Source organism: Sphingomonas sp. Leaf32 (assembly GCF_001421765.1).
Taxonomy (GTDB): Bacteria; Pseudomonadota; Alphaproteobacteria; order Sphingomonadales; family Sphingomonadaceae; genus Sphingomonas.
In genome coordinates, this window is record NZ_LMLA01000004.1 from 72,747 (window position 1) to 94,843 (window position 22,097).

General features: G+C 67.6%; 22 protein-coding genes. 11 read left to right on the forward strand and 11 right to left on the reverse strand.

Going from position 1 to position 22,097, the window contains the following annotated elements:
- Positions 1–167 precede the first annotated feature (167 nt).
- Positions 168–1,505, forward strand: a complete 1,338-nt coding sequence (locus tag ASE83_RS06990) for an ABC1 kinase family protein (RefSeq protein WP_055785820.1) — start codon at positions 168–170, stop codon at positions 1,503–1,505.
- A 6-nt stretch (positions 1,506–1,511) separates the two neighbouring features.
- On the opposite strand, the gene ASE83_RS06995 is transcribed toward ASE83_RS06990, so the two are convergent.
- Together ASE83_RS06995 and ASE83_RS07000 are read right to left on the reverse strand one after the other, a co-directional pair.
- Positions 1,512–1,808: a type II toxin-antitoxin system RelE/ParE family toxin gene (locus ASE83_RS06995; protein WP_055785823.1), complete on the reverse strand. Its 297-nt coding sequence runs from the start codon at positions 1,806–1,808 to the stop codon at positions 1,512–1,514.
- Positions 1,805–2,074 (reverse strand): type II toxin-antitoxin system ParD family antitoxin, encoded by a 270-nt coding sequence (locus tag ASE83_RS07000; RefSeq protein ID WP_082443184.1) that lies wholly within the window; start codon positions 2,072–2,074, stop codon positions 1,805–1,807. Before ASE83_RS07000 ends, ASE83_RS06995 begins: the two co-directional genes overlap by 4 nt.
- A 293-nt stretch (positions 2,075–2,367) precedes the next feature.
- Here ASE83_RS07000 and ASE83_RS07005 point away from each other — a divergent pair, with 293 nt between their 5' ends.
- The 6 genes from ASE83_RS07005 to ASE83_RS07030 all read left to right on the forward strand — a co-directional run bounded on the left by ASE83_RS07005 (position 2,368) and on the right by ASE83_RS07030 (position 7,864).
- Positions 2,368–3,723 carry a tetratricopeptide repeat protein gene (locus ASE83_RS07005; RefSeq protein WP_055785827.1) on the forward strand — a complete coding sequence of 452 codons (1,356 nt, stop codon included), beginning with the start codon at positions 2,368–2,370 and terminating at the stop codon, positions 3,721–3,723.
- 110 nt (positions 3,724–3,833) lie between these two features.
- The gene (locus ASE83_RS07010) at positions 3,834–4,451 is read left to right on the forward strand and encodes a helix-turn-helix transcriptional regulator (RefSeq protein WP_055785830.1); all 618 of its coding nucleotides are present in this window, start codon (positions 3,834–3,836) and stop codon (positions 4,449–4,451) included.
- A 96-nt stretch (positions 4,452–4,547) separates the two neighbouring features.
- A complete protein-coding gene (locus tag ASE83_RS07015) occupies positions 4,548–5,183 on the forward strand; it encodes a hypothetical protein (protein ID WP_055785833.1) in 636 nt (211 codons plus the stop codon).
- A 22-nt stretch (positions 5,184–5,205) separates the two neighbouring features.
- A complete protein-coding gene (locus tag ASE83_RS07020; RefSeq protein WP_055785836.1) occupies positions 5,206–6,621 on the forward strand; it encodes a hypothetical protein in 1,416 nt (471 codons plus the stop codon).
- Positions 6,618–7,100 carry a hypothetical protein gene (locus tag ASE83_RS07025; RefSeq protein ID WP_235513136.1) on the forward strand — a complete coding sequence of 161 codons (483 nt, stop codon included), beginning with the start codon at positions 6,618–6,620 and terminating at the stop codon, positions 7,098–7,100. The genes ASE83_RS07020 and ASE83_RS07025 overlap by 4 nt, the downstream gene beginning before the upstream one ends.
- Positions 7,100–7,864 (forward strand): hypothetical protein, encoded by a 765-nt coding sequence (locus tag ASE83_RS07030; RefSeq protein ID WP_055785841.1) that lies wholly within the window; start codon positions 7,100–7,102, stop codon positions 7,862–7,864. Before ASE83_RS07025 ends, ASE83_RS07030 begins: the two co-directional genes overlap by 1 nt.
- Before the next feature lie 437 nt (positions 7,865–8,301).
- Here the strand turns inward: ASE83_RS07030 and ASE83_RS07035 are convergent, their stop codons facing one another.
- Positions 8,302–9,468 carry a nucleotide sugar dehydrogenase gene (locus ASE83_RS07035; protein ID WP_055785844.1) on the reverse strand — a complete coding sequence of 389 codons (1,167 nt, stop codon included), beginning with the start codon at positions 9,466–9,468 and terminating at the stop codon, positions 8,302–8,304.
- 244 nt (positions 9,469–9,712) lie between these two features.
- Between ASE83_RS07035 and ASE83_RS07040 the strand changes: the two genes are divergently transcribed.
- Complete coding sequence (locus tag ASE83_RS07040) at positions 9,713–12,076, forward strand: bifunctional diguanylate cyclase/phosphodiesterase (RefSeq protein ID WP_082443178.1); 2,364 nt, start codon at positions 9,713–9,715, stop codon at positions 12,074–12,076.
- Between the two features lie 133 nt (positions 12,077–12,209).
- Here the strand turns inward: ASE83_RS07040 and ASE83_RS07045 are convergent, their stop codons facing one another.
- Positions 12,210–12,770 (reverse strand): recombinase family protein, encoded by a 561-nt coding sequence (locus ASE83_RS07045; protein WP_055785847.1) that lies wholly within the window; start codon positions 12,768–12,770, stop codon positions 12,210–12,212.
- 209 nt (positions 12,771–12,979) lie between these two features.
- On the opposite strand from ASE83_RS07045, the gene ASE83_RS07050 reads away from it, so the two are divergent.
- Both ASE83_RS07050 and ASE83_RS07055 read left to right on the forward strand, forming a co-directional pair.
- Positions 12,980–13,270 carry an AbrB/MazE/SpoVT family DNA-binding domain-containing protein gene (locus ASE83_RS07050; protein ID WP_235513137.1) on the forward strand — a complete coding sequence of 97 codons (291 nt, stop codon included), beginning with the start codon at positions 12,980–12,982 and terminating at the stop codon, positions 13,268–13,270.
- Positions 13,267–13,653 carry a type II toxin-antitoxin system VapC family toxin gene (locus ASE83_RS07055; RefSeq protein ID WP_055785853.1) on the forward strand — a complete coding sequence of 129 codons (387 nt, stop codon included), beginning with the start codon at positions 13,267–13,269 and terminating at the stop codon, positions 13,651–13,653. The genes ASE83_RS07050 and ASE83_RS07055 overlap by 4 nt, the downstream gene beginning before the upstream one ends.
- Before the next feature lie 22 nt (positions 13,654–13,675).
- On the opposite strand, the gene ASE83_RS07060 is transcribed toward ASE83_RS07055, so the two are convergent.
- The 7 genes from ASE83_RS07060 to ASE83_RS07085 form a co-directional block, all read right to left on the reverse strand.
- Positions 13,676–14,110 (reverse strand): hypothetical protein, encoded by a 435-nt coding sequence (locus tag ASE83_RS07060; protein ID WP_055785856.1) that lies wholly within the window; start codon positions 14,108–14,110, stop codon positions 13,676–13,678.
- Between the two features lie 98 nt (positions 14,111–14,208).
- Positions 14,209–14,502 carry a hypothetical protein gene (locus ASE83_RS07065; RefSeq protein WP_055899572.1) on the reverse strand — a complete coding sequence of 98 codons (294 nt, stop codon included), beginning with the start codon at positions 14,500–14,502 and terminating at the stop codon, positions 14,209–14,211.
- Between the two features lie 408 nt (positions 14,503–14,910).
- Positions 14,911–15,084, reverse strand: a complete 174-nt coding sequence (locus tag ASE83_RS18450; RefSeq protein WP_156352846.1) for a hypothetical protein — start codon at positions 15,082–15,084, stop codon at positions 14,911–14,913.
- 200 nt (positions 15,085–15,284) lie between these two features.
- Positions 15,285–17,714, reverse strand: a complete 2,430-nt coding sequence (locus tag ASE83_RS07070; protein WP_055785862.1) for an ABC transporter permease — start codon at positions 17,712–17,714, stop codon at positions 15,285–15,287.
- A 16-nt stretch (positions 17,715–17,730) separates the two neighbouring features.
- Positions 17,731–18,477 carry a GIN domain-containing protein gene (locus ASE83_RS07075; protein ID WP_055785865.1) on the reverse strand — a complete coding sequence of 249 codons (747 nt, stop codon included), beginning with the start codon at positions 18,475–18,477 and terminating at the stop codon, positions 17,731–17,733.
- A gap of 191 nt (positions 18,478–18,668) precedes the next feature.
- Positions 18,669–19,346 (reverse strand): ABC transporter ATP-binding protein, encoded by a 678-nt coding sequence (locus ASE83_RS07080; RefSeq protein ID WP_055785868.1) that lies wholly within the window; start codon positions 19,344–19,346, stop codon positions 18,669–18,671.
- Positions 19,347–19,356: 10 nt separating this feature from the next.
- The gene (locus ASE83_RS07085) at positions 19,357–20,643 is read right to left on the reverse strand and encodes an efflux RND transporter periplasmic adaptor subunit (protein WP_235515976.1); all 1,287 of its coding nucleotides are present in this window, start codon (positions 20,641–20,643) and stop codon (positions 19,357–19,359) included.
- A 148-nt stretch (positions 20,644–20,791) separates the two neighbouring features.
- Between ASE83_RS07085 and ASE83_RS07090 the strand changes: the two genes are divergently transcribed.
- A complete protein-coding gene (locus ASE83_RS07090) occupies positions 20,792–21,973 on the forward strand; it encodes a sigma-54-dependent transcriptional regulator (RefSeq protein WP_235513142.1) in 1,182 nt (393 codons plus the stop codon).
- Positions 21,974–22,097: the final 124 nt, after the last annotated feature.

Below are 22,097 nucleotides of genomic sequence, written 5' to 3' on the forward strand. Positions count from 1 at the left end.
AAGCCTTTGTTCTGCCTGACTCTGGACCCCCGCCTGCGCGAGGGTACAGTGCGTTCTCGGTTACGCGAGCTGTTTTCGCACAGGCCCCGCCCCCGAAGGGGTACGCCTGTCTCACCCCTTCGGGCACCCACCGGAACCCTTCCCCCCACCGGATCGCTCCACCTCACATGACTGACGAACCCCTTCGCCCCGGCCGCGCCGTGCCCAGCGGTCGCCTGTCGCGCCTGTCCGGTTTCGGGCGTCTCGCCGGCGGGATCGCGGGCGGAATGCTGGCCGAGGGCGCGCGCAGGATCGCCAGCGGGGAGCGCCCGCGCATGGGCGACCTGATCCTGACCCCCGCCAATGCCAAGCGCATGGCCGACCGGCTGTCGCACCTGCGCGGGGCGGCGATGAAGCTCGGACAGATGATCTCGATGGATGCCGGCGACCTGCTGCCGCCCGAACTGGCCACCATCCTCGCCCAATTGCGCAATCAGGGGCAGACCATGCCCCCGGCACAGCTCAACAAATTGCTGATCGCCGAATGGGGGCCGGACTGGCGCACGAAACTTGCCAAGTTCGACGCGAACCCGATCGCCGCCGCCTCGATCGGGCAGGTGCATCGTGCCGAGCTGAAGGACGGCCGGCGCCTCGCGATCAAGGTGCAATATCCCGGCGTGCGCGAGAGCATCGACGCCGATGTCGACAATGTCGCCACGCTGCTGCGCGTGTCGAACCTGCTGCCGCGCGAACTGGACCTCAAACCGCTGTTGGCCGAGGCCAAGCGCCAGCTCGCCGACGAAGCCGATTACGCGCGCGAGGCGGACGCGATGCGCCGCTATGCCCAGCGGCTCGACGGCGACCCGCGCTATGCCGTGCCGCTGCCGGTCGAGGCACTGACGACCACCCGCATCCTCGCCATGGATTATCTCGACGGCACCCCGATCGAGAACCTCGCGACCGCCGCCCAAGCGACGCGCGACACCGCCATGACCGCGATGATCGACCTGGTGCTACGCGAGTTGTTCGAGTTCGGCGAGATGCAGACCGACCCCAATTTCGCCAATTATCGCTGGCAGGCGGACAGCGGCCGCATCGTCCTGCTCGATTTCGGCGCGACCCGCCCGGTGCCCCCCGACACCGCCGATGCGTATCGCCGCCTGATCGCCGCCGGCCTCGCCCACGACCGTGACACCATCCGCGACGTGGCGGTCGAAACCGGCTTCCTCGGCGCAGCAGCGGTGCAGGCGCATCGCGCGGCGGTCGACCGGATCATCGCCGCGATCGACGAGGCAATGGCCCGCCCCGGCCCGTTCGACTTCGGCGACCGCGCCTTCGTGCCCGTCGTGCGCGAGGAAGCCCGCACCCTCGCCGCCGACCGCGCGACCTGGCACGTGCCGCACGTCGAAACGCTGTTCGTCCAGCGCAAGATCAGCGGCACCGCGCTGCTCGGCGCACGGTTGAAGGCACGGGTCGATGTACGTGGACTGGCAGCACAGGCGACAGCTCGACGTGTCGACATGTAGAGGGCGTCAGCGCAAGCTCAACGCGCGGTCGAGGTCACGACCGGGTTCGAGAAAGCGCAGCACGATTACCTTGTCCATGCGAACGGCATAGAGGATGGCATAGCGCCGATAGGAACGGCGACGGACGCCCTGCCGCTCGTACCGGGGAATAAGGGGATAACCACGCGGCAGGCCGGCAAGCGCCTTCGCGGCATGGCGCAGTTCATCGACGAAACTGCTGGCACGGGACGGGTTGTCGTTCCCGATCCATAGCGCGATGCGCCCGAGGTCGGCCTGCGCCTGCGGCGTCAGGACGACCTTCATTCGCCTTCCTTGCCAGTCCCTTGTTCCAGCTTCGCGATCAGGTCGTCGCACACGGCATCGAGATCGCGGACCCGCCCGGCATCGGCATCGGCCAGTCCCTGCTCGATCGATTGGTCGAGCGCCTGCAACCACGCGGCGACATCCATATCCTCCGCCTGATCGCGCCGGATCAGGTCACGCACATAATCGCTCGCGCTGGCATAGTCTCCCGCATCGATCCGGCGCTGCACAAAGGCCCGCATCGGGTCGGGCAGGGATATGTTCATCGATACCATCGGCCGTCTCCGGAACAGAATGGCAATATATGCCATCCCGTTCGGACGAACAATTGAAACCAAACCGCTTTCCTACACGCCGCCGCCCCGTCACTATCGCTTCGCCCCCGTTTGCGCTCGCCTGCCCCGCACCGGACAGCCATTGGGGGTCGCACCGTGCGCAAACTGCGTGGCGAGTGTGAACTTCGTGAACTTTGGCCGCGTCCGCGCCCTATGGACCGGCCGGCCGCCCCCCGGTATCGCTCGGGCCAATCGCTGCGGGGGCGGCGTGACGGGGGATCGCCATGGCCGGGGGGCCGACGGACAGGATCGAGGGGTGGAAATCGATCGCGGGCCATCTGGGTCGCGATCGGTCGACCGTGATCCGCTGGGCGCGCGACCGGGGGCTGCCGGTCCATGCCCTGCCCGGTGGCAAGGCACGCAGCGTCTATGCGCTGGCGGCGGAGCTCGACGCCTGGATGTCGGGACAGGGTGTGCTGCCCGATACGCCGGAACCCGCGTCACCCCAAGTGTTCCCCGAAGAACCCGCCCCGCCGCCGGTCCCCGCCATTCCCGTCCGACGCCGCTGGCCGTGGATGGCGGGGGTGGCCGCGCTGCTGCTTGCCGGGGGTGTGCTGGCCGCCGATCGCTGGTCCGATACGCCCGCGACCCTCGACGCCGCCGCTCATGCCCGGTTCGTCGCGGCGCGCGACGATGTCGCACTGCGCGCCGCGCCCCGGCTGCGCCATGCCATCGCGACGCTCGATACCCTCGCCCGCGATCATCCCGACAATGCCCCGGTACACGAAGCGCTGGCCGAGGCATGGCTGCTGGCGCGCGAGTTCGGATCGGCCGCCGATGCGCAGGCCTTTGCCCGCGCACGGTCGGCGACGGCGGCGGCGCGGGCGATCGACCCGGCCTCCGCCGTCGCCGACCGGGTCGATGCAGTCGCCGCCTATTGGTGGGATCGCGATCCGGCACAGGCCGGACGGCTGTTCCGTCGCGCGATCGGCCATGCCCCGAACGATCCGCTGGCGCATCTCTGGTATGCCAACATCCTGGCCGACAATGGCGAGGATGCGGCGGCGATGCGCGAGTTCGATGCCGCGCGGATGCTCGCCCCCGGAGCGCCCTACATCCTCGCCGACTATGCGTGGGGCCTGTGGTCGGCGGGCCGTATAAGCGAGGCGGACGCGGTGTTCGGGATGCTGACGACGCAGCATCCCGAACTCGCCAGCGTGCAGGACTGCCTGAGCGTCATCGCGCTCGCCGAGGGGGATGTCGCGGGCTATGTCCGCCATCTCGTGGAACGCGCGCAACTGCGCAACGAACCGGAACTGGCGGCCTACAGCGCCGCACTTGCCCGCACGCTCGCCGCCGACCGGCACGGCGATCATACCGCGACCTATGCCGTGGTCCTCAGCCGCGCGGTGTCGCTGGAACAGAATGCCGGGCGGCCCGACCATAGCTGGTCGGCGTTCATCGCCGGTGTCGCGGGCGATCGCGCAGCGTTGCTGACCGCGATCGCCTATGCCCGCGCACGGGGCGAACGCTGGGGATCGGCAGGGTTCGTGCGCCGCATCCGCGCGCGCTATCCGGGCGATGCCGCGATCGGCAAGGCGCTGGACGCGCTGGCGCAGGATCGCATCGAACCGGCTTGAGCCACCCCGCACCACGCAATGCGACGCATTGCGACACGATGCGACCGCCCTCCGCCACCGCCGCCCGCTAAGCCTTTCCCTGTTGGGGCAACGGGTTCGGGGGAACCGATATGGCAGGGGCGGATGTCGTCGCGATCGCGGAGGCCGTGCGCGAGCGTGAGGGGGCGGAGCAGGCGCGCGACGCCTATTGGCAGGGGCAGGTCGACCATCGCGACGATGCGATGGCACTGATCGACCGCGACGGGCGGACGCTGTCCACGACCTCAGCGTTCGACACGCTGGTGGGCGCGGCACCATGGAGCGGGGCGGCGGACGAACAGGCGCGGATCGACGCCGCGCTGGGCCGCGCCACGGCACGCGTCGCCCCGGCGGCGGCGGCGGTGCGGTTTCGCCGGGGGGGTGACACGCTGATCCTGATCGTCCGGCCGATCCCCTGGGCGACGCGGCTGCTCCATGCGCCGGCAGGAGTGGCGGTGGCGACGCTGCTCGCACCCAACCGCCGCCCCGCCCCCGCGCCGCAATTATGGCAGGAGGCGTTCGAGCTGACGCCCGCCGAAACCACGCTGGCAACGCTGCTGATGGCGGGCCATTCACTCGAATCCGCCGCCGCCGCGCGCGACTGTCGCCCGGCGACGCTGCGCGTCCATCTGCGCCACATCTTCGGCAAGACCGGGGTGTCGCGCCAGTCGGAACTGGTCGCGCTGCTCGGCCGCATGGGCCGGGGGTAGCCCGACCCGCCCCTACCCCATTTGGCGTACACGCTTCGGTGTATGTCGCCACGCACGCCGGCGCGACATGGTGCTCCCGTTCTGGGGGGAAGTAAGATGCGGAGTTCGTTGATGATCGCGGCGGTCGTGCTGGCCGCTATGGCGCCGGCCGACACCGCATCGGCCCAGCGCAACCGGCGCGGCACGCAGGCGACCGAGCTGGACCCGACCGGACGCGGTGCGATCTTCGGCGTCGGGCTGGAATCGCGCGACATCGACATGATCGCCGACCAGATCGTGCGCGACCTGCTGTCACGCCCCGACATCGCCGGCACGCCCACCCCGCCGCGCATCGTCATCGACAGCGAGAAATTCTACAACGACAGCTCGCAGCGGATCGACCGCGACATGGTGACCGGCGCGCTGCGCGCCAGCCTCAGCCGCGCCGCCGCCGGGCGCATCCGCTTCGTCAGCCGGGAATCGATGGACATCGTGATGCGCGAGCGTGAGCTGAAGCGCACCGGCGTCGCCGACAGCGGCACGCGCGGCATGACGCAGGGCGTGTCGGGCGTCGATTATCAACTGGTCGGCAAGATGAGCTCGCTCGACTCCCGCGACATGAAATCCGGCCTCGTCCAGCGCCGGACGCAGGTCGTGTTCGAACTGGTCGACCTCGAAACCGGCGACCTGCCGTGGACCAGCCAGCCCTATGTCATCCTGCGCGCCGCGGGTGACGACGTCGTCTATCGCTGAAACCATATCCGGGGGGATACTCATGCGTCGTTTCATCACCGCCGCCAGCCTGATCGCTCTGCTGGCCACGCCGTCCATCGCTACACCGATACAGGATGCCGCGGCACCCGCAGCCGCGCCCACCGATCCTGCCGCCGCCAAGGAAGCCGCCCGCGCGGCCAAGGCCGCAGCCAAGGCGGAGGAGCGCCGCCTGCGCGAACTGCGCGCCAAATATGGCGAAGGCCCCTATCCCGACCAGATCGCCGCCTATGTCGATGCGCGCCCCGAACCGCTGCGCCCGCTCTATCGCACCCTCTATACCGGCGGAGAGCGCAACGCGGTGCTGAACTTCCAGCGGCTCGGCCTCGCCGCGTTCGAGGGCGGGTTCTACAAGGATGCGGCCTGGGCGTTCGACCAGGCGCTGGGCCGGATCGAGACGATCTATGCCAACAACCCGCAGGCGGCGACGGCGCGGTCGGTGTTCCACAATGAATCGAACAAGGATTACAAGGGCGAGCCGTACGAGCGCGCCATGGCCTATTATTATCGCGGCCTGCTGTACCTGCGCGATGGCGATTACCAGAATGCGCGGATCTCGTTCGACAATGCCGAGCGGATGGACACGCTGTCCGATGCCGAGGAGTTCCAGAGCGACTTCGCCGCGATGAACTATCTCCAGGGCTGGAGCCGCCGCTGCGAAGGCCGCAACGATGGCAAGGCGCGCGAATATTTCGACCTCGCGGCCAAGGCGCAAAAGGGCCTGACCGCCCCGGCCGAGGGCGACAACATCCTGTTCATCGCCGAACTGGGCAACGGTCCGGTGAAGGCGCGCGACGGGGCACAGGCGCAGAAGCTGCTGTTCCAGGCGGGCGAGGCCTATCCCGAGACGCTGGCCACCGTCACCTACGGCCCCGCCGGCACGCCCGCAACACTGCCGCTCACCGAGGCGAGCAGCGTCACCTATCAGGCGACGACCCGTGGCGGCCGCGCAATCGACGGGTTGATGAACGGCAAGGCGAACTGGAAGGAAGGGACCGACGGCGTCGGCACCGCGCTGATGACGCAGGGGCTGACCGGCGGCGGCGATGCCGGCGGCTATATGGCGATGGCCGGCCTTGCCCTGTCGCTGTTCTCCAGCGCGATGAAGACCAACGCCGACATTCGCGCCTGGGACGGGCTGCCCGACCGGATCATGATCGGCACAGCAAAGGCCGCGTCGCCCGACTGGACCTACAACGTCGCCTATGCCGGCGAAAAGGGTCCGGTCGAGTTGAAGGGCATGACGATGCGCGCCGATGCCAAGGGCTGTGGCATCGTATGGCTGCGCTCGCGTCCGGCCGTCTATGGCGAGGGCGTGATGGGTGAGGATGCCGGCGTCGCCGCATCGCAGGCGCGCAAGAAGCCGGTGATCCTGAAGAACAAGGCGTTCCGCGCCGCACTGGAAGGGCAGCAGTTGTGAGGATCGCCCTGATGCTGGGCGCCGCTGCCGTGCTGCTGTCGGGGCTGGTCCCCGACGCACCGGTCGCCGCGCGCGAGAACCGTCCGCTCAAATGCCGCATCGGCGCGGCGCGGCGGGCGCAGGCGCCGGTCGGCCCGGCGCTGGTCGCCAATGTGCCGCGCGCGATGACCCCGGTCTCGCTGGATGCGGTACAGATGAACGACCGCGTGTGGAAGAAGGTCGTGGTCGAGGGGCTGTTCGCCCGTCGCACGCCCACCGACACGCTGGAGGTGATGGCCCGCCTCGTGAACTGTACCAAGGACCCGCTGGTGGTCGAGGTGCGCTCGTCCTTCCTCGATGCGGGGCAGGCCCCGACCGAGCCGACCTCGGTCTGGAAAGTGGTGCATATCGCGCCGCTGTCGATGGCGACCTATCAAGAACGCTCGACCGCGACGAATGCGGTCGCCCATTATCTGATCGAACTGCGCAGCGACCAGTGATGCGCGCGCTCCCCCTCCTCGCGCTGCTGCTCGCCGCCGCGCCGGCCCATGGCCAGTGGCGCGAGGGGCGCCCGCCGATGGCCGCCCCCGGACAGGGGATGCGCCCCGGCCAGCCCGCGACGCTCGACGCCCCGCCCCCGGCCGCCGATCCCGACCGCGCCGCGATCGACCGCTTCGCCGCCGCCTATGCCCGTGCCGGCCGCCCGCGCGTCGCGCTGCTGTGGAACCGCGAACTGACCGCCGAGGTCGAGACGGGGCGGGAGGATGTGGCGACGTTGTCGGTCGAGCGCGAACCGGGTCGGCTCGACGCCGAACTGCGCAGCACCACCCGCGCCCATGACAGCGGCGCGCGCGCGGCGGCGGCCAACGAAGGCGCGGATTTCGACATGGAACGCGGCTTGGCCGACGGGCTGTCGGGAGCCGGCGTCCGGCTGATCGACCGCACCGCGATCCTGCGTACCGGGGCGCTGGGGGCCGACACGACCAATGTGCAGGCGATCGAGACCCGCGCGCTGCTCGGCAAGGCGGAATGGACGCTGGAGGTCGTGGCGATGAACGACGGCCGCTGGCGGATCGTCGCGCGCGACTTAGGCAACGGACAGGTGGTGGCGCGCGGTGTCAGTGCCGGCCGTCCCGCCCCGCGCCCGATGCCCTGGGTCGCGGGCGAACGCGGCTTCGTCCGCGCGACCGCCCCCGATGCCGGCCCCTATGCGGTCGGCCGCCAGATCGCGCTCGACGCGATGAAGGCCCTGTCCCGCCGCTGACCCGCTTCGCCGCCGTGCACCGGTCCCGGCGCGGCGGCGGAGGCCGTTGGGGAAAGTACGCGCGCCACGACCCGCCAGCCTACCCAGCCTGGCTTCGAGCGGACAACGTCCCGCCCTAGGCAGGTCCATCCCGTTTGGATCAGGCGTCATCCCAGCGCAGGCTGGGATCTCGGCGGGATAGCGAGAGGCAGGAGCCACGCGAGGCCCCAGCCTTCGCTGGGGCGGCGTTTCCAGGCAGGCGGATCACAGGTCAGGGCGGGTCGACATGCACACGCACATCGTCATCCCAGACCTGTTCCGGGGTCGACCCGGCCGCACGCGCTGCCGATCAAGCCTCAAGCCGCATCGATCGCCGCGCGGTAGACCCCGGAACCGGTCCGGGGTGACGAAGGAAGTGTCAGCATCGATCCGCCCGAAACCCGACGCAGCGCCTATCGTCAGTCCGACCCGAAAATGTCCCGGGTAAACAGCTTGTCGCCGATGTCGGCCAGCTCCGGCGCCGCGCGGTTGGCGATGACGACGTCGCAATCGGCCTTGAACGTGTCGAGGTCCTTGACGACCCGCGACCCGAAGAACAGGTCATCGTCGAGGCTCGGTTCGTACACGACGACCTCGATCCCCTTGGCCTTCACCCGCTTCATGATCCCCTGGATCGACGACTGGCGGAAATTGTCCGACCCGGCCTTCATCGTCAGGCGATAGACGCCGACCCGCTTCGGGCGGCGGGCGATGATCTGGTCGGCCAGGAAATCCTTGCGGGTGCGGTTCGCATCGACGATCGCGCGGATCAGGTTCTGCGGCACCTCGGAATAGTTCGCCAGCAGCTGCTTGGTATCCTTGGGCAGGCAATAGCCGCCATAGCCGAAGCTGGGATTGTTGTAGTGCATCCCCACGCGCGGATCGAGGCCGACGCCCTCGATGATCTGGCGGGTGTCCATGTCGCCGGCGATGGCATAGCTGTCGAGTTCGTTGAAGAAGGCGACGCGCATCGCGAGATAGGTGTTGGCGAACAGCTTGATCGCCTCCGCCTCGCGCGTGTCGGTGAACAGGACGGCCACGTCCTTCTTCTCTGCCCCCTGCAGCAGCAGGTCGGCAAAGATGCACGCGCGCTCCGAGCGTTCGCCGACGATGATCCGCGACGGGTGGAGATTGTCGTACAGCGCGCGACCTTCGCGCAAGAATTCGGGGCTGAACACCACGCCCGGCGCGTTCAGCCGTGCACGCACATCGTCGACGAAGCCGACAGGGATGGTCGACTTGATGACGATCGTCGCCTGCGGGGCCACCGCCGTCGCGCGGGCGATCACCGCCTCGACCGACCCGGTGTTGAACTTGTCGGTTTCGACATCGTAGTTGGTCGGGGTCGCGACGATGACGTAATCGGCACCGGTGAGCGCAGCGGCGGCATCGGTCGTCGCGGTCAGGTTCAGCGTGCGTTCGTCAAGGAACCGTTCCAGCTCGGCATCGATGATCGGCGACTTGCGATCATTGACCAGCGCGACGCGCTCTTGCGAAATGTCGACGGCGACGACTTCGTTATGCTGCGCCAGAAGCACCGCGTTCGACATACCGACATAGCCGAGGCCAAAAACCGCGATCTTCATGGATTATCCTTCGTCCACCCGGCCCGCTGCCGCGCAATGTCCCGCCTAGCCGCTGGAACAGGCCGTCAACAAGCCTTTTAAGCCCGAACCAAGCAGGTTCATGTTGCGGCGCGGTACGCCGGCCGGAAAAGTTCCGCGACATTCCGGCTTCGTACCATATCGTACCACTGATATTGCTATCGTTCGAAAATAACATTTCTTTTAGAAACGCAATCGTAACGGCCGGAGGAACGGAGTCCGGCATATGCGTTTCCTCACCTGCCTGACCGAAGACCATAATCTGGCGCTGGTCGGTCTGGCCGCGTGGTTTTGTCTTGTCGGGTCGTTGATTACCATCCGGCTGCTCGACCGCATCCGCCACGCCGAACGCGGCACGCGCATGGCGTGGGTGTTCCTGGGAGGAGCGGCAACCGGTGCCACAATCTGGTGCACCCATTTTATCGCAATGATCGCCTATCAGCCGGGGGTCGAGGTCGCCTACGAACCGCATTTGACCGGAATATCGCTGCTGCTCGCCATCTTCGGCAGCGCCGGCGCGCTGCATCTGACCACCCGCCGCTGGCGTCCGTCGGCCGCGCTGGGCGGCGCGCTGTTCGGGCTGACGGTCAGCGTAATGCATTATGTGGGGATGCAGGCGTTCGTCGCGCACGGCATGGTGCGCTGGTCGCACGGCTATGTCGCGGCATCGGTGCTGTTCGCGCTGGGACTGGGGGCGCTGGCGTTCGACCGAGCACGGGCCACCGGGCGCTGTTCGGGACCGTGGTGGGCGACGGCCATGATGGTCGCCAGCATCGTGCTGCTGCATTTCACCGGCATGGCGGCGATGGTCGTCACCCCCTTTGCCCCCGGGATCGGCCAGACGGGATCGAGCACCGCGACGATCGTGATGGCGATCGCGGTGGCCGGGGTCGGCACGCTGGTCGTGGGTACCGGCCTTGCCACCTATATCCTCGATGCGCAGGCACGCGCCGACACCCGCCGCCGGCTGCGCGAGTTGCTGGAGGGCAATGTCGACGGCATGGTGATCGTGCAGGACGACGCCGTGACGGCGGTCAACGCCGCCTTCACCGCGCTGGTCGACGACGATGCAGCGATGGTCGGACAGCCGCTGGCGCGCTGGATCGCCGACATCGCCGCCGCCCGGCCCGACCGGCTCGCCCCGCTGACGTTGATCACGCGGGACGGCAGCGAGATTCCGGTCGAGGTCACGATGCGGATCGACCAGCGCCGCGCGATTCCGCAGACCATCTATTCGATCCGCGACCTGCGCGCGCGGATCGCACAGGAACGCCGCATCGCCCATCTGGCGCGCAACGACAGCCTGACCGGGCTGCCCAACCGCACGTCCTTCCTCGAATGGCTGTCGCATCAGACCGGCCCGGACAGCGCGCACCGCGCCGTCGCGCTGCTGTCGATCGACCTCGACCGGTTCAAGGAAGTCAACGACATGCACGGCCATGCGGCGGGCGACCAGATGCTGACGCGCATCGGCGAACGGATGAAGGCCGCGCTGCTGCCCGGCGAGTTCGTCGCGCGTCTGGGCGGGGACGAATTCGTCGCGGTGATGCCGGTCGCCGAACCCGACGATGCCGTCGCCCTGATCGACCGGCTGCGCGACGCGATCACCGCCCCGGTGATGCTGGAGCAAAACGGGGCCGAGGCGAATTGCGGGATGAGCGTCGGCGTGGCGCTGTGGCCGCGCGATGCCAGCGAATTGTCGACGCTCATCAACAATGCCGATCTGGCGATGTACCGCGCCAAGGCGTCGATCGCGACCGATGCCTGTTTCTACGAAGAGGAAATGGACAAGACGGTGCGGCTGCGTCGGCGGATGGTGGAGGAATTGCGCACCGCGATCGACCGCGACGAACTGTCGCTGCACTGGCAGGTCCAGGAATCGGTCGGGACCGGCGCCATCACCGGCTATGAGGCACTGCTGCGCTGGACCCGCGCGGATGGCAGCAGCGTGTCGCCGGCACACTTCATTCCGCTGGCGGAACAGTCCGGGCTGATTCTCGCCATCGGCGAATGGGTGTTGCGTACCGCCTGCGCGGCGGCGGCGCGCTGGGCCGAACCGCATCGCATCGCGGTCAATCTGTCGCCGGTACAGCTTGGCCATGTCGACCTGCCGCGTCTGGTGCAGCAGGTGCTGCTCGACACCGGCCTGTCGCCCGCGCGACTGGAGCTGGAGATTACCGAGACGGCGATGATTACCGATCCGGTCCGCACGCTCCATATCCTGCGCCAGTTGAAGGCGATCGGCGTGACGGTGGCGATGGACGATTTCGGCACCGGCTATTCGTCGCTGTCAACGCTGCGCGCCTTCCCGTTCGACAAGATCAAGCTCGACCGGTCGTTCATGGCCGAACTGAACGGCGCACCGCAATCGGCGGCGATCGTCCGCGCGGTGCTGACGCTGGGCGAGAGCCTGAACATCCCGGTGCTGGCCGAAGGGGTGGAGACGCCCGAACAACTCGCCTTCCTGCGCGAACAGGGCTGCGACGAGGCGCAGGGCTATCTGCTCGGCCGCCCGGGGCCGCTGCCGGCGCAGGGGCGGGAGGATGCGGTGCGGTTGGCGGGGCAGGACCGCATCACCGGTTCGAAATAGCATCGAAACAGGACCGTTCGTGCTGAGTAGAGACTGAGCTTGTCGAAGGCTCGTATCGAAGCACCTTCCACAGTCCTTCGATACGTCGCTTCGACAAGCTCAGCGACTACTCAGGACGAACGGTTCGCTTATCCTATTCCTCCACGCCCCCCGCCCGCGGCAGGAACCGATAGACCGTGCCCCGCGAAATCCCCAGGTCGCGGGCGATATGCGCCGGGCGGATGCCCTGCGCCGCCAGCGCCCGCACCGCTTCCGGGTCGATGCGCGGCTTGCCGCCCTTGTAGACGCCGCGCGCCTTGGCCGCCGCGATCCCCTCCGCCTGGCGTTCGCGGCGCAGGTTCGTCTCGAACTCGGCGAACACGCCCAGCATGTCGAGAAACGCCTTGCCCGCCGCCGTGCCGGTATCGATCGGCTGTTCAGTCGCCTTCAGCGCGACGCCCCGCCCCTTCAGCTCGTGCACGATGTCCTGCAGATCCTTCATCGACCGTGCGAGCCGATCGATCCGGGTGACGACCAGCGTGTCGCCATCGCGCAGAAAGTCGAGCAGCACCTGCAACTCGCTGCGCCCGGTCCGGCCGGTGGCGGATTTCTTTTCCGACCGGATCGCCTGACACCCCGCCGCGCGCAGGGCGGTTTCCTGAAGGGTCAGGTCCTGATCGTCACTCGACACGCGGGCATAGCCGAACAAGGCCATCGGAACCCCCTTTCTGTTCGATCAGGCTCTAGACCCTTTGCAGGAAGTGTTCAAGCTCACTGCGAATGACCCTGATCGGACGGTAACCAGCGTTCCAGCGTACTGTTTATACGGGGTATACCCTCATGAACATCGTCATACTGGCACAAGATACTGAAAGGACATTTTGCAAAATATGTCATTATGGTCTATTCGTCATTTGAACGATTATGTATCATTTTACAGATTGCGACATGACTACACAGACTATAGATATCAAAGTGGCCAGTAATGGCCGGATGATTCTTCCGGCATCGGTTCGCAAGGCAATGGGGCTGCACGGTGACGCAAAGGTCATCCTGACCATCGAGGACGATCAGGTGCGTCTGTCCCCGATCGGACATGGCGTATCGCGGGCGCAGGCGCTGTATCGCGAACATGCCAGGCAGGCGCGGACAACCAACGACTTCCTGACCGACCGCAAGGCAGAGACCGTCGCTGATCTTGGCGATGCCCAATGACGTCCGCCGTCCTTGACGCATCCGCCGTCCTCGCACTGATCCGTGACGAACCCGGCGCCGACAAGGTCGCACCCCATATCGGCCGTGCGGCGATTTCGGCGGTCAACCTTCAGGAGGTGGTCAAGGAACTGCTGCTCAGCGGCTTGGACGAGGCCACCATCCGCGAACTGCTAGGCGAGCTGCGGCTCGACGTTCGGGCGCACGATACCGATGCCGCCTATGCCGCCGCTGCGCTCCATGTACAGACCCGTGAAGTTGGCCACGGGCTCGGCGACCGATCCTGCCTCGCGCTGGCGATGCAGCTAGGCATCCCCGCCCTCACCGCCGATCGCGAGTGGAAGAAGGTGCGGGTCCGGAACCTGAAGGTCGAACACATCCGCTAGCCGGGAAGGATCTTCCGTCGATCTAGCCGGCCTGCTCGGCTTCATGACCGGCGATGTCGACGACCCTCTCGATCGCTCCCATGCGGTATTCGGCGCATGCCGTGATGGTTGCCGCGGAGGGTTTCGGCTTCGAATAACCACCGCCTGCGATCCACGACGCCGTGTTGGTCACACCCTCGGCTTCGGCCTGCGCGACCATGACGTCATGCGGCATCAGATACCATTCGCCGGCCATCGGAAACACCATCCAGATATCCCGGTCGAGATACTTGCGATCGATGGTCCAGCGGCCTTTCAGTTGCACCTTGCGCAGCACCCCGTCGCGCTCGCGATGGAGGATAAAATCGACCCCGCCGTCATAGACCGGAAGGAAGGCGTTGAACCCCTGATCTAGCGCCAACGAGATCACCGTATTGCGGTTGATGACCTCACGGACCTGGCTGCGATATTGGCTCATCGGTTGGTGCCTTCGTTGCTGTAATTCCTGACGTTCGATATCCTGCAGCTATGCCGTTCAGGGTTCGGAGACGATGGCTTCGATCCGACGATTTTTGATCAAGGCAAAATGTGATGGATCTTCATGCGACGATCGGTTTCGAGGACAAGCGTCTCGCGTAGTTCGGGATGGTTTTCGCGGATGATCGCATCCATGGCGACCTGAATATATTCGGTCACGCGGAGGTGCCGAAGATCGCTGGCGCTGCGCTTTTTCTCGTCCCGAAACCAGGCATCCAAAGCGTTGCGCATAACATCGGCGGGGGAAATGCCAAGCCGCTCTGCGGTGGCCTCGACCTGTTCGAAAAGTGACTGATCGAGGCGAAACGTATAGCGCTTGGAACGGGCTGACATTGGACCTCCGGAGGAAGCATCACAAGCGGCTAGAACCTCGTGCTTTCGCACGGATATCCGCACAGGTGGTTATGGAAAACAACGAGTGCCATAAAGAGTATGGTCTGACAATGTCGGACAAAAAAGTTCAATAATATCAGGGTGATTACAATGTATGACAAAACGTCAGACGTTGTCACAGCTTATGACTGCTATCTAAGCCACTGAAGTTGCGCCGAAACAGGCAAGCGTAGCTTGCGTAAGGTGTGCTGTAGGATCACCTGTCTTCAGGGTCGTGGTTGGGCCGGGAAGCATGTACGACGACGAGGATGCCTTCGGTCGTTCCACGGTGCGAAAAACCGCTGTGAAGCGGCGGCGACACCATCGCCTGCGAACCACGAACGGACGTCGCCGGTTCGCCGAATGACGTCAGTCGAACTCGGCCGGACGCGGATGGCTGACGGGTCGTGCGAACTCGATGTCGATGTCTGCGACTTCGGCCATATCGAGCGCGTCGAGAATGCTGTCTTGCGGTTCGCGAGAGCGACCTTCGTCACCGGCCGACGCTCCCTCTCCGACCCTGTTTTCCGGGTCCGCCATCATCCGACTGTCGAGGCGGGCGAACGCCCTTTCCCGAGCTCGCCAAGGTCGCTGCGCAATACGTCGGGTGCAGTCATGCGGCCGCCCGTCCGAGCACCGCATCCGACAGGAATTGTCTCGATCATTTTGTCGAGGATAGGCCGGCCGATGACGATGGCAACCGGCACGAAGCGGCGTGACCACCGGTCACGCCCGCCCGTCCGTCAATCGCGCCTGAGCGCCCAGGCCGGGGCCGCCCGGCTTGCGCGCAGCGACTGGCCCAGCACGGTCAGCACCGCGACCGCCACTGCCACCACGCTGGCCCCGATAAAGAACAGCGGCGATAGCGCGATCGCATCCTCGAACCCGGCCAGCCAGGTCCGCATCGCCAGGAACGCCAGCGGCCAGGCGACGAGGTTCGCGATCAGCACGGGACGCAGGAACTGCCCGACCAGCAGCTTCACGATATCCCCTGACGACGCGCCCAGCGTCTTGCGGATGCCGATCTCCCGCGTCCGCCGCGCGGTGTTGAACGAGGCGAGGCCCCATAGCCCGACGCACCCGATCAGCACCGCAAGGCCCGCCCCGATCCCGAACAGCTGGGTGGCGCGGTCGTCGGCCTCGTAGAAGTCGGTGAGCCGCTGGTCGGCGGTCTTGGCGTTGAACGGCACCTGCGGCATCATCCGCTGCCACAGCGCCTGCACCGCCTGCATTGCAGTGCGCGGATCGCCAGTCGTCCGGATCGTCGTGACCGAGGTACCGATCTTTTCGGGCAGGCGGTAATAGAGATAATAGGTCGGCGGCAGCGCCTTGCGCGGGGTGTCGAAGCGCATGTCGTCGACCACGCCGATGATCGTGCGCGGACGACCGCCGCCGATCGTCTTGCCGATCGCCTCCTCGGGGCTGGCGAAGCGCAGCGTCGGCAGCGCGCGGCGGTTGATGACGATATTCATCCCCTTCGCCTGGTCGCGGCCTGCAATATCATCCGCGCCATGGGCATCGTCGAACCAGCGCCCGGCCAGCCGCCGCGTCCCATGGGTTTCGAAGAAGCGCGGGCTGACCAATTCCCATTTGAGCGATGGACCCGGCCCGGCGACGCCCGGCAACGGCATATTGTCGCTGTTGACGTCGCCGCTGCCGCCGGCCGCCGCATTGGAGACGGTCACGTCCTTGACCTGCGGCAGGGCGCGCAGTGCGGTCAGGATCGAGGGCAGCCGGTCCTTGGGCACTGCCGAATCCGCGGTCGATTGGAGCACGATCAAAGCGTCGCGCCGGAAGCCGACATCGGTCGAGCGGACATGGCGGGTCTGCGCGACCAGCACCGCCGTCCCGATCATGAAGGCGATGGCAAGACCGAACTGCCCGATCACCAGCAGTTCGCGGATGCGCGTCCCTGCTCGCCCACCGCCGGGCGAGCGGGCCGAGGCAAGCACGGCGGCGGCGGGAAAGCGTGACAGCAGGATCGCCGGATAGACCCCGGCCAATACCCCGACGACCACCGCCAGCACCACCAACGCCGGCACGACCAACTCGTAGGGAATGGTCAGCGATAGCCCACCCGCCGCATTGACCAGCGGCAGCCCCAGCTCGGCAAGGATCAGCCCGCCCAAAGCGGCGATGGCGACGGTCAGCACCGCTTCGCCGAGGAACTGGCGGACCAATGTGCCGCGATCGGCGCCCAGCACCTTGCGCATTGCCACTTCGCGGGCACGCAGGCCGGCGCGGGCGGTGGCGAGGTTGATGTAATTGACCACCGCGATCAGCAACGTCAGCACGCCGACCAGCCCCAGCGTGATGACGGTCGTCTTGGCGCTGCTGCTGTCCCCCCCCTGCGGTTCGAGGTGCAGGTCGGCGAGTGGCAGCAGTCGCAGTTGCTGCGTCTGTGACGGTTTTTCGCCGATACTGGCCAGTTCCTTGCCGCGCCGGTCGACAAACGCGGTCAGCTTGCCTTCGAACGCGCGCGCGGCGGCGGGCGTGTCGAAGCGCAGATAGGTCTGGAGCGACGTGCTGCCCCAGTGATACCAGTTCTCGGTTCCCATCTCGCGCGTGAGCGGTACCAGTACCGACAGCTTCAGATCGGTATTCTTGGGCAAGTCGCGGAACACGGCGGCCACGCGATAGGTGCGCACCTTGTCCATCGACAGGACGAGGGTCTGCCCGATCGGATCGCGCCCACCGAAATAGGCGCGTGCGGTCTTCTCATCGATCGCGGCATTGCCCGGTTGCGCCAGCGCGGTCGCGTGATCGCCCGCGACCAGCGGCAGGGGGAACACCGTGAAGAAATTGGCGTCGACCTGTGCCGCATCGACTTGCGTCGCACGCCCATCGGCTAGGATCGATCCGGCATTACCTCCACCATTGATCCGCGTGCCGACGACACCCGGAAAATCCTCGCGCATCTGCTCGATCAGCCCGCCCATCGTATAGGTGAAGGCGCCGTTGATCGGGCTGTCGGGCAGGTTCCACACCGTCTCCACGACATAGGCCTTGTCATAGTCCGGCAGCCATTTCTCATAGCTCGTCTCGAACCGGACATAGAGGCCGAGGATCAGGAACACCGCGATCCCGACCGCCAGCCCCCCGATATTGAGCGCGGCATAGAGCTTGTGGCGCACAAGCGAGCGATAGAGCGACAGCAGCGCGAAGCGGTTCATCGTGGTGGCTCCTGTGTCAGCCGCAGGTGACGCGGGCCAGGCCGCTTTTCGCGACCGAACAGGCTGGACGCCCGGTAACGGTCACCCGCGCGATGCCACTGGCGTCGATCCCCGCCGGGCCGTTGACGGCGGCACGGACCGATCCGGTGCCGCTGGCGCGGATCGACAGCGCAGCGGCGGTGATTGTCGACGTGTCGACATGTCCAGTCCCGCTGGCCACGATCGCCAGCGCGTCGGCGCGGCCGGCGGCGGTGATCGCGCCGGTGCCGCCCAGCTCCAGCGACAACCGCCCGGCCTGCACGCCGTTCAGCTTCGCGGCGCCCGTGCCCGACATCGTGACGACCGCGCGGTCGACACGCAGGCCATCGATCGTCAGGCTGCCGGTGCCGTTCATCCGGGCGGCGAAGGTCGGGCTGTTGAGCGCGGCGATGCGGACCGATCCGGTGCCGCTCGCCTCGATCGCCTGCAGCCGTGGCAGGGTAACGGTGATCGTCGCGGCCGGCTTGCCCGCGCGGCTGTCGCAACTACCCTTGGCACGCAGCAACGTCAGCACCCGGCCGCGCACCGCGACGCCGATCGCCGCCAGCGACCCCGCCTGCCCCTGCGCCCGGACGGCGAAGCCTGCGCCGAAGGTGATCGCGACATGGTCGCAGCCCTGCACGGCGATGCGGTCGAACCCGGCGGCGGCGAAGCTGCGCGTGTCCTGCGCCATGGCCGGGGTCGGCAGGAGCGTGGCGAGCAGGGCGAGGGGAAAGAGTTTCATGGGGAGGTTTCCGATTGGGAGGGAGTGGGGGAGGTCCGCCGCGCGGTTCGGGGCAGGACCTTTGAAATCTCAGGCCGTACCCCGGCGAAGGCCGGGGCCCAGTTGGGGGACGCCTGTGCAAGGCAACGACCGCGCCGTAACTGGACCCCGGCCTTCGCCGGGGTACGGTATTGGATGGGTCCGGGGCTTCATCACATCGCCCGCATGGCGTTGGCGACGATGCGCCCGTCGAGCATGTCGATCCGCCGCTTCGCCATGTCGGCGTGCGCGGGCGAGTGGGTGACCATCACGATGGTCGCGCCCTCGGCGTTCAGGCCCATCAGGATGTTCATCACCTGCTCGCCATTGGCGGTGTCGAGGTTGCCGGTCGGTTCGTCCGCCAGGATCAGTTTCGGATCGCCGACGATCGCGCGGGCGATGGCGGCGCGCTGCTGCTGCCCGCCGGACAATTGGTGCGGGAAATGGCGGGCGCGATGCGCGATACCGACCTTGTCCATCGCCGCCGCCACCCGGCCCTTGCGATCCCCGGCATCGCCGCGATAGGCGAGGCCCAGCGCCACATTCTCCTCGATGGTCAGTTCGTCGATCAGGTTGAAGCTCTGGAACACGAAGCCCAGCGTCGATCCCCGGAACTTGGCCAGCTCGCTCTCGCCCATCGTCGCCAGGTCCTGCGCCCCGAACAGATATTTGCCCCCGGTCGGGCGGTCGACGGTGCCGAGCGTATTGAGCAGGGTCGACTTGCCGCAGCCCGACGGCCCCATGATCGCGACGAACTCACCCGCTTCGACATGGAGGTTGATGTCGGTCAGCGCAGTCGTCTCCACCTCGTCGGAGACATAGCGGCGCTGGATATTTTCTAGCCGAATCATGGCGTTCCCCTTATCGGATGTTGATCGCGTCGCCCTTCACGGACGACAAATTGCTGGTGACGATGCGCTCGCCGGGGTTCAGGCCCGACAGGATCTCGACCGCTTCGGGATTGCGGCGGCCGAGCTTCACCGGACGGCGCGTGGCATGGGTGCCGTCGGCATCGACGACGAAGGCGAACGCGCCATTGTCCGCCGCCAGCCACCCGCCCACGGGTGCGACCACCGCCTTCGACGCGGCGCCCAGCGTGATGCGGATGTCGAGGGTCTGGCCCCGGTTGAGATTGGCGGGCGTGGTGTCGAAGGTCAGCTCGACCCGGAACCGCCCTTCCTTCACGGCGGGCAGTACCTTGCTGACGGTCAGGGTCGCTCCCTCTGCGCGCGCCTTCTGCCCAACGGCCACCCGGCCGAGATAATATTCGTCGACATCGGCGGTCAGCTTCCATGATCCTTCGCTGTCGACCTGCCCCGCCGGGTCGCCGGGTTTCAGCGTCTGGCCGGGTTGCAGCGTGAAGTTGGTCAGCCGCCCGGCCGCCGGGGCACGGATGGTCAGCGCCGACAGCCCGCCGCGCACCGCCGCCAGGTTCCCCGACAACCGTGCCTGGGTATCGGCAAGCCGCTGCCCCTGCGTCGCGGTAATGCGCGCCTCGGTGCTGGTGCCGGCGCGCAGCTGTGCCAGGCGCCGCGCCTGATACTCCGCCTCGGCGCGATAGCCCGCGACGCCGGCCTCGGTCACGATGCCCTTGTCGAACAGCTGCTGGCGGATCGCCAGTTCACGCCGCGCCTTGATGAGGTCATATTCCGCCTGCGACACCTGTGCCGACCGGTCGAGCCGGCTGCGCTCGATCCCCAGCCCTTCGCCGGCGATGCTACCCAGCTGGCTGGCGATCGCCGCCTCGCGGGTCAGCACATCGAGGCGCAGTTCAGGATTGGCGAGCGTGGCGAGCGGTTGGCCGGCGGCGACCATCGCCCCGTCCTGCACCAGCAGCTGTTCGACCTGCCCGCCTGCCAGCACCCCGACCAATGTGGTCAGCCGCGGCGCGACGGTGGCGCGCACCGGCAGGTAATCGTCGAACGCGCCCCGCGTCACCTCCCCCGTCTCGATCGCGCTGGCGGCGATGTCGGTCGATCCGGCGGCGGGCAGCCAGCGCCACAGCGCCACCGCCGCCAGCACGGCCGCGACCACGATCCACGTCACGCGCCGTTGCCACCATGCACGCTTCGGCCGCGCAATGCGCTTGTCCATCGCCGCGCCGGGGGGTGTTTCGGTGGTGCTTGCGCCCTGTGTCGCTTCGGTCATCATGGGACCCAGTGTCACCGATCGGGGCGGAAAATCCTAAGTGCCTGAAATATCGCTATATTACACCGACTGTCCGCCGGGTGACCGTCCGATCGTGGACAGCCTGTCCGGAAATGGACAGTCGCCAGCGCCGTCAAGCGGACTGTCGGTGCTACTGATCGACGATAATGCCAGCGTCGCCGAATCGATCGCGCTGGCGCTGCGGCTCGGCCGGCACCGGATCGACTGCGCGTGCGGTCCGGAAGAGGCATTGTCGCGCCTTGCCGCCGCGCGCTACGACGTGATCCTGCTCGACATGAACTATGCCGCGAACCGCACCGACGGGGCGGAGGGGCTGGCGCTGCTCGCGCGCATCCTGGCGGACGACCGGCAAGCTGCGGTGGTCGTCATCACCGCGCATAGCGGGGTGCGGATCGCGGTGGAGGCGATGCGCGCCGGCGCGCGCGATTTTATCATGAAGCCGTGGCGCAACGCCGACCTGCTCGCCCGCATCGCCGCCGCCGCCGCGCCGCGGGCGGTGGCCGTGACCGGCTCTGTCGCGGCAGAACCCGCCCGGCTGCTCGGCGACAGCCCGGCGATCGAACGGTTGCGCGCGCTGGTCCGCCGGATCGGCCCGACCGAGGCGGGGGTGGTCGTCACCGGCCCGCCCGGATCGGGACGCGGGCTGACCGCCGCCACGCTCCACGCCGCCTCGCCCCATGCGGCGATGGCGATGCCAGTGATCGATCTGCGCGACGATACGGCGTGGGGGCTGCTCGACGGTCCCGCGTCCCTGCTGCTGCGCCATCCCGACCGGTTGGGGGAAGTGGCGCAGGCCCGCCTGCTCGCGCGCATCCCGCCCGCGACGCGCTGCATCGCCATTGCCGACAGCGCGGGCGGCATCCTACCCGCCCTCGCCCGCCGCATCGCCACCGTCGAGATCGCGGTGCCGCCGCTGGCGATGCGGACGGGCGATGCGCTGCTGCTCGCCCGCCATTTCGCCCGGATCGCGGCGGTGCGCTATGGCCGTCCGGTACCCCGTTTCACGCCGGCGGCGGAGGCGCGCATCCTGTCGGGGCCATGGGCCGACGAGGTCCGAGGCCTCGGCGCAGCGGTCGAGCGCGCGATCCTGCTGGGCGAGGGCGACATGATCGATGCGGCACTGCTCGCCCCCGATCCCGTCGTGGCAGTGACCGAAAGCCCCGCCGCCCGCTTCGACCTCGACGAGAACGAACGCGCGGTGATCGAGGCGGCACTGCACGAACATCGCCATAACGTGTCCCACGCGGCGGCGGCGCTGGGGCTGAGCCGGGGCGCGCTGTATCGCCGGATGGCGCGCCATGGGTTGTAGGGTGATCCCGCCCCGTATCCCCGCGCAGGCGGGGATCCAGAGCCCAGCAGCACCCCCTGCGTTCGGGACCCTGGACCCCCGCCTGCGCGGGGGTACGGCGGAGGCTGGGCGGGCCTGTCGCTCG